This is a genomic window from Allosphingosinicella sp. (assembly GCF_046295735.1).
Classification (GTDB): Bacteria; Pseudomonadota; Alphaproteobacteria; order Sphingomonadales; family Sphingomonadaceae; genus Allosphingosinicella.
The window spans coordinates 1-6,863 of sequence record NZ_JBKBMQ010000027.1 but is presented as its reverse complement, the minus strand read 5'-3'; the positions used below and the strand labels follow the sequence as shown (position 1 = coordinate 6,863).

Sequence of the window (6,863 nt, the reverse complement as noted above, 5' to 3'; positions counted from 1 at the left end):
TCATCGGCGCGGCCGCGTTCAGCGGCAAGGCAGGCGAGCTGCGCGCCTGGCAGCAGGACGGGCGCTGGATCGTGGAAGGCGACGTCAACGGCAACGCCGCGGCCGACCTCGTCATCGCCGTGACCGCCACCGGGGGACACATCCTCACCGCCGCCGACTTCCTGGGGTGAGCGGGTCTCCGGGGCGAGCCGTCCGGAAGCTCCGCTGGAGCTTGTAGACGCGTTCGCCTCGGAGAGGCAGGGCGGCGGCCGCCGCTTCAAATGTGCCGCGTCCTCCGCTAAGGCGCGGCTTTCCCTGCATCCGGAAGATGAACGTGACCCTCTACGCCCGCTTTTCCGCGCATATCGACGCGATCCTCGACACGCTTGAAGCCGAAGGCGCGCTGCCCGCCGGGATCGCGCGCGAGGCGGTGGCGGTGGAGCCGCCGCGCGATCCGGCGCATGGCGATCTCGCCAGCAACGCGGCGATGGTGCTCGCCAAGCGCGCCGGCACCAATCCGCGCGCGCTCGCCGGGCTGATCGCGCCGCGGCTCGAGGCGCTGGACGAAGTGGAGGCGGTGGAGATCGCCGGCCCGGGCTTCATCAACATCCGCCTCGTCCGCGCCGTGTGGGAAGCGGAGCTCGGCGCCATCCTTGCCGCGGGCGGCGATTACGGCCGCTCCGACAAGGGGCGGGGCCAGACCGTCAACGTCGAATATGTCTCCGCCAACCCGACCGGGCCGATGCATATGGGCCATTGCCGCGGCGCGGTGGTGGGCGATGCGCTGGCGAGCCTGCTGGAATATGCCGGGCACAAGGTGATCCGGGAATATTATGTGAACGACGCCGGCGGTCAGGTCGACGTCCTCGCCCGCTCGGCGCACCTGCGCTACCGCGAGGCGCTGGGCGAGGAGATCGGCGACATCCCGGAAGGCCTCTATCCGGGCGACTATCTGAAGCCGGTCGGCGCCGCGCTGGCGGCGGAGCATGGCGACCGCTTCGTCGCGGCGCCGGAGGAGGAGTGGCTCGCGCTGTTCCGCGGGACGGCGGTCGCGGCGATGATGGAGATGATCCGCGCCGACCTCGCTCTCCTCGGTATCCACCACGACGTCTTCGCGTCCGAAGCGGAGGTGCATGCGCGCGGGCTCGCCGACCAGGCGGTCGAGTGGCTGCGCGCGCGCGGCCTCATCTACGAGGGCGTGCTGGAGGCGCCCAAAGGCGAGACTCCGGAGGATTGGGAGCCGGTCGAGCTCACCTTGTTCAAGGCGACCGCCTTCGGCGACGACCAGGACCGCCCCGTCAGGAAATCGGACGGCAGCTGGACCTATTTCGGCGGCGACCTCGCCTATCATTTCCAGAAGGCGCGTAACGCCGACCAGCTGATCGACATCTGGGGCGCGGACCATGCCGGGACGGTGAAGCGCATCAAGGCGGCGGTGGCGGCGCTCACCGAGGGCAGGACGCCGTTCGACGTGAAGCTCGTCCAGATGGTGCGGCTGCTCCGCGCCGGCGAGCCGGTCAAGATGTCGAAGCGCGCCGGCAATTTCGTGACGCTGGCCGACGTGGTGAACGAAGTCGGCAAGGACGTCGTCCGCTTCACCATGCTGACGCGCAAGGCCGACGCGCAGATGGACTTCGATTTCGCCAAGGTGGTGGAAGCCTCGCGCGACAATCCTGTCTTCTACGTCCAATATGCCCATGCCCGCATCCGCTCGCTCCACCGGCGGGCGGCGGAGGAAATGCCCGGTCTTCCCGAAACGGCACAGCTGGGACTGCTCGACGAGGACGAACTGGCCCTGGTGAGGCTCGGCGCGCAATTTCCGCGCATCGTCGAAAGCGCCGCCGCGGCGCGCGAGCCGCACCGGATCGCCTTCTATCTCAACGACCTCGCCGCCGCGTTCCACGCGCAATGGAACAAGGGTAACGATGATCCGGGCAGGCGTTTCCTTGTGGCACACTATCCCGAATTGACACGCACGCGGCTGGAACTCGCTTCCGCAATCGGGCAAATCATCCGCAATGGCCTCGCGATCATGGGCGTGACGGCCGCGGAGGAGATGCAGTGATGACCGACACCCGCGTGGACGAGCCCGGCGACGAGGACCGCCTCCCCTGGCTCGAAGCGGTCGAGGATGACGAGGACGGCGACGGTCCGTCCGCCGCCAAGCTGCTCGCCGCGGTCGTGATCGGCCTGGTCGCGATCGGGCTCATCGTCGGCGGCCTGTTCTGGCTCGGCAACCGCGGCGCCGACGCCGAGGAGCAGCTGATCGCCGCGCCGGAAGGCGACTACAAGGTCGCGCCGGACAGCCCCGGCGGCATGCCGGTGGAAGGCGAAGGCGACGTGTCGCACGCCGCCAGCGCCGGCGCCGACCCGCAGGGCAATATCAATATCGACGCCGTGCCCGAAGCGCCCGTCACCCAGCAGCCGCCCCAGGCCCAGCCGCAGCCCGCTCCGGGTCAGCAGCAGGCCGCCGCCCAGCCGCAGCCGCCGGCGGCGCAGCAGCAGCCCGCCCAGCAACAGCCGGCCCAGCCCGCGGGCCCGGGCGGGTCGATCCAGCTCGGCGCCTTTTCCAGCCAGGCGGCGGCGAACACCGCCTGGCGGGCGCTGTCGGGCCGCTTCACCTATCTCGCGCCGCTCAGCCATTCGGTGACGCCGGTCGAATCGGGCGGGCGCACCCTCTACCGGCTCCGCGCCAGCGGGCCTGACGCCGCGGCCTTGTGCCGCCGGCTGCAGGTGGCGGGCGAGAGCTGCGTCGTCGTCGGCTGAGGTGACGGCGCGGCGCGCCTGGCTCGCCGCGGCGCTCGCTTTCTGCCTCGTCATGCCGGGAGAAGCCGCAATGCCGCGCAACGAGAACGGGATCGACTATATCGAGCTTCCGGCGGCGGACATCCCCGCCGCGAAGCAGTTCTACGGCCGCGCCTTCGGCTGGACCTTCACCGATTACGGCCCTGATTACGCGTCCTTCCACGGCGCCGGCATCGACGGCGGCCTGCGCGGCGAGCCGGAGCGGCCGCCGCGCGGCGGCGCCCTCGTCATCCTTTATGCCGCCGATCTCGAGGCCGCGGAGGCGCGGGTGACGCAGGCGGGCGGCGAAATCGTCCAGCCGATCTTCGCCTTTCCGGGCGGCCGGCGCTTCCACTTCCTCGACCCCGCCGGCAACGAACTGGCGGTCTGGTCCGACGCCGAGTGAAACCAAGCGCGGCTTCGCACATTGTCGGTTCGTAACCGAAATGGAGGAGACGATGCGCAAGGCCTTGGCCGGAACGGGATTGGCGATGATCATGGCGCTGGCGGCGTGCGGCCCCGGCGGCCCCGCGACCCCGGAAAATGTGGCGATCGACGTGCCGGATTCCGCGGAATATCAGCAGCAGCTCGCCGCCATGCCGGAGGGTCAGCGCAACGCCGTCTTCATCCGCGCCCTCCAGGACGCCGGCCATGGCAACGAATGCCAGCAGGTCGAAAGCTCCACCCAGGCGGGCGAGGAGCAGGGCTTCCCGGTCTGGCAGGTGCGCTGCCGCGGCGATTCGGTGTGGAAGGTGATCATCGCCAATGACGGCGTGGCGCAGGTGATGCGCTCGGCCGAGGATGCGGAGCTCGGCGTCGGCGGCAACGTGCTCGGCCCCGAATCGAACCAGCTAAGCGAGCCCGGCGCCGCAGCCGGCAACGCCGCCGCGCCGCCCGCGGGCAACCAGACCGGCCAGTGACGAGGCGAAGGCGCGGGGGCGATCCCCGCGCCTTCAGCATTTCTCATATTTCCAGTGGCGGCGCTTGCCTTCGGCCAGCCATTCGGCCGCCTGGGCGATGCGCTTGGCGCGCGTCTCCGGCCGCTTCGCGTCCACCACCCATTCGACATAGTCGCGCCGGCAGCTCGGAGGAAAGGCGTCGAAGGTGGCCGCGGCCGCCGGCACGGCGTCGATCGCGGCGCGCAGGTCGGCCGGAGTCTCGAGCGGCGCCTTGACGGACCTGGCGCGCGGCGCCTTCGCGCCCTCGTCGACCAGCGCCGCCGCTTTCTCGATCATCGCGGCGAGCGCCGCCGGTTCGGGCAGGTCCTCGATCGCGGCGATGCGGCCGAACTGGCCCATGCCGTCCTGCTTCTCCTCTCCCACCACCTCGCCGCCGCGCCAGAAGCCGAAGCTCGCGTGGCGCTTGAAGGCGGCCATGGTGGCGAGGATTCCGCCTTTGTAGAGGAAGGCGGGCATCCCCCATTTCAGCGTCTCCTCCGCGTCGGGGCAGGCCGCGTGCACGGCGTCGCGCAGATGCGCGAGGATCGGCCGGGCGAAGTCCGCCTGGCGCGCGATATAGGCGTCGACCCGCTCGTCCCGCTTCATCCTCTTCTCCTCGTCCGACTCGTTCCGGCGCGCCGTCGATTCGGGTCGCCGCGCGGCGCGGAACGGCCGATTCGGCCATGCGCTCCCGCCCGATTCCATCGCCGCGAGGGGATCATGCGCGCCGCCCGCCTCAAGTCCAGCGTCATCGAACGGATCGCCTATGACGAGGAGGCGGCGGCGCTCAGCATCTGGTTCCGCGAAACCGGCCGCTACATCTATCTGGGCGTGCCGCGGGCGGTGTACGAGGCGCTGAGGAAGGCCGGATCGGCGGGGCGCTATTTCAACGCCTGCATCAAGGGCCGCTACCGCTGCCTGCCCGATCCGGAGCGGCGCCGCTTCCGTCCCGCCTGAACGCGCCGCCGATCCTGCCCTTCCATTTGGGGGGAGGGCATGTGATCATGACCTCCGAATCGCCGCAGGGAGACGCGAGATGTCGATCGCCGCCATCCTGAAGGACAAGGGGCCGGACGTCAGCACCGTCGCCTGCGACACGCCGGTGCGCGAGGCGGTGGCGCTGCTCGCCGAACATCGCATCGGCGCGGTCCCGGTGCTGAAGGACGGGGCGGTCGCCGGCATCATGTCCGAACGCGACATCGTCTATTGCCTGCGCCAGGACGGCGCGGCCGTGCTCGACTGGCCGGTGGAGCGGGTGATGACCGCGCCGGCGATCACCGCGGAGCCGACCGATTCGGTGCTGGGCGCCCTGTCGCTGATGACCAGGCGGCGCATCCGCCACCTGCCGGTGGTCGACGGCGGCCGGCTGATCGGCATCGTGTCGATCGGCGATCTCGTCAAATATCGCATGGACAAGATCGAGGCCGAAGCCGCGGCGATGCGCGACTATATCCAGAGCGCCTGATCTCAGAGGGCGGGAGCGGCCGGCCCGCGGGATCGGAACAAAGCCGCCACCTCCTCGGCCAGGCTGCGCGCGAACAGCAGGATCCCCCCCGCATAGAGCAGGCCGCCGAACGCCAGCAGGATCGCGAAGCGCGGCTGCGGCGCCATCGGCGGCAGCAGCGTGTCGAGCGCCGCGACGCCCAGCGCCATGGCCGTCGCCGCGACCACGCCCGGCGCCAGCGAACGGCCGAGTTGGCCGAGCGTCACCCCGAGCGGCGGCAGCGACAGCGCCAGCGTCGCCGCCGTGATGACGATAATCCCGCCCAGCCAGGCATAAGCCAGCCCCTCGATGCCCCAGCCGATCCCGCTCAGGAAGGCGAGCGGCATCACCGTCGCCGCGACCGCGCCGGTGCGCAGCGCGATGCCCGGCCGGCCGAGCGCGTTGGTGGCCGGCGCGAACAGGATCTGCAGCGTGAACACCGGCATGGCGAGCGCGAGCAGCGGAACGATCGCGATCGTCTCCGCCCATTTGGGGCCGAGGAAGGTCAGCACCAGCGGCTCGGCGGTGGCGGCGAGGCCGAGATAGAAGGGCAGGCTGACCAGCATGATCAGCCGCACCGCCTTCAAAAAGGCCAGGCTCATCCTCTGCCGCTCGCCCTGGATGCGCGAATAGGCGGCGAAGGCGACCTCGTTCAGCGGCGGCACGAACTTGGTCGCCAGGATCTGGGTCAGGAACAAGGCGGTGGTGTAGATGCCGAGCTGGTGCGGATCGAGCACGCGGCCGGCGATCATCACGTCCGCCTGGACCTGGATGAACCAGAAGAGCTGGATCGCCATCATCGCCCCGCCGAAGCGGAACAGATGGCCCGCCCCCTTGAAGCGGAAGCTCGGCCAGACCAGCGAGCGCGCCGCGATCGTCATGCCGATCGCGCGGGTCCACCACAAGGCCATCGGCGCCGCGACTAGGGTCCAGACGCCCCAGCCGAGCCAGGCGCAGGCGAGCGCCGTGCCGGCCCCGGCCAGCGCCGAGGCGAAATTGACCTTCGCCTGCTTGCGGAAATCCATCTCCCGGCTGAGCAGCGCGTTGGGAAGGGCGATGAACGGCGTCGACAGGTAGAAGAGCGCCTGGACGCGCAGCAGGTCGGCGACGATCGGCTGGCGGAAATAGGCCGCGGCGAGCGGCGCCAGCGCGATCTGCGCCGCGGCCAGCGCGCCGTTCAGCAGCAGCAGCATCCCGAACGCCTGGCGCACCCGCTGGCGGTCGATCGATTCGGACTGGATGAGCGCGCTCGCGAAGCCGTAGCCGTTGAGCAGGGTGAGCAGCATCAGCACCACCTGCGTCATCGCGAACAGGCCGTAATCGGACGGCGAGAGCATGCGGATGACGAGGAAGGTCGATCCCCAGGTGAGGACCTGCGCCACGATCTGGCTGCCGGATCGCCAGATGATCGCGCCCTTCACGCGCTCGGCGAAGCCCGGCCCCTCGATCTGGCCGATCCGCCGTTCCGCGCCGACGCCTGCTGTCTGCTCCTCGTGCATCGCGCGCCTTCTAGCGGGCAGGGGTTAAGCCCGCGTTGAACCGGCGGCTTTCCGGAATTGCCGTCGCCTTCTTGACGGGCCGGTGCGTCCGGCCCATATGGCGGCTCCGGCGGTTGGGGCTTGTGCCTGCAACTGTTTGGAAGGTTTCGGGAATTTTCGATTTTCCCGGGATCCGCCTCT

General features: G+C 70.2%; 8 protein-coding genes. 6 read left to right on the top strand and 2 right to left on the bottom strand.

Annotation, left to right across the window (positions count from 1 at the left end; translation table 11 throughout):
* The first annotated feature begins 313 nt into the window (after window positions 1-313).
* The 4 genes from argS to ACK4K7_RS16170 are packed head-to-tail and all read left to right on the top strand — an operon-like array spanning window position 314 to window position 3,683.
* Window positions 314-2,044 carry an arginine--tRNA ligase gene (gene argS / locus ACK4K7_RS16185; RefSeq protein ID WP_431867551.1) on the top strand — a complete coding sequence of 577 codons (1,731 nt, stop codon included), beginning with the start codon at window positions 314-316 and terminating at the stop codon, window positions 2,042-2,044.
* Window positions 2,044-2,745, top strand: coding sequence for an SPOR domain-containing protein (locus ACK4K7_RS16180; protein WP_431867549.1), 702 nt, complete (start codon window positions 2,044-2,046; stop codon window positions 2,743-2,745). Before argS ends, ACK4K7_RS16180 begins: the two co-directional genes overlap by 1 nt.
* Before the next feature lies 1 nt (window position 2,746).
* A complete protein-coding gene (locus tag ACK4K7_RS16175) occupies window positions 2,747-3,169 on the top strand; it encodes a VOC family protein (RefSeq protein WP_431867547.1) in 423 nt (140 codons plus the stop codon).
* A 52-nt stretch (window positions 3,170-3,221) separates the two neighbouring features.
* A complete protein-coding gene (locus ACK4K7_RS16170; protein ID WP_431867546.1) occupies window positions 3,222-3,683 on the top strand; it encodes a hypothetical protein in 462 nt (153 codons plus the stop codon).
* A gap of 33 nt (window positions 3,684-3,716) precedes the next feature.
* Here the strand turns inward: ACK4K7_RS16170 and ACK4K7_RS16165 are convergent, their stop codons facing one another.
* Window positions 3,717-4,307: a YdeI/OmpD-associated family protein gene (locus tag ACK4K7_RS16165; RefSeq protein ID WP_431867545.1), complete on the bottom strand. Its 591-nt coding sequence runs from the start codon at window positions 4,305-4,307 to the stop codon at window positions 3,717-3,719.
* A gap of 114 nt (window positions 4,308-4,421) precedes the next feature.
* On the opposite strand from ACK4K7_RS16165, the gene ACK4K7_RS16160 reads away from it, so the two are divergent.
* Entirely contained in the window at window positions 4,422-4,658 is a 237-nt protein-coding gene (locus ACK4K7_RS16160; RefSeq protein WP_431867543.1) for a KTSC domain-containing protein, read from the top strand.
* A gap of 79 nt (window positions 4,659-4,737) precedes the next feature.
* Window positions 4,738-5,166 (top strand): CBS domain-containing protein, encoded by a 429-nt coding sequence (locus tag ACK4K7_RS16155; RefSeq protein WP_431867542.1) that lies wholly within the window; start codon window positions 4,738-4,740, stop codon window positions 5,164-5,166.
* A gap of 2 nt (window positions 5,167-5,168) precedes the next feature.
* Here ACK4K7_RS16155 and ACK4K7_RS16150 read toward each other — a convergent pair whose 3' ends face one another.
* Window positions 5,169-6,683 carry a lipopolysaccharide biosynthesis protein gene (locus ACK4K7_RS16150; RefSeq protein WP_431867541.1) on the bottom strand — a complete coding sequence of 505 codons (1,515 nt, stop codon included), beginning with the start codon at window positions 6,681-6,683 and terminating at the stop codon, window positions 5,169-5,171.
* Window positions 6,684-6,863: the final 180 nt, after the last annotated feature.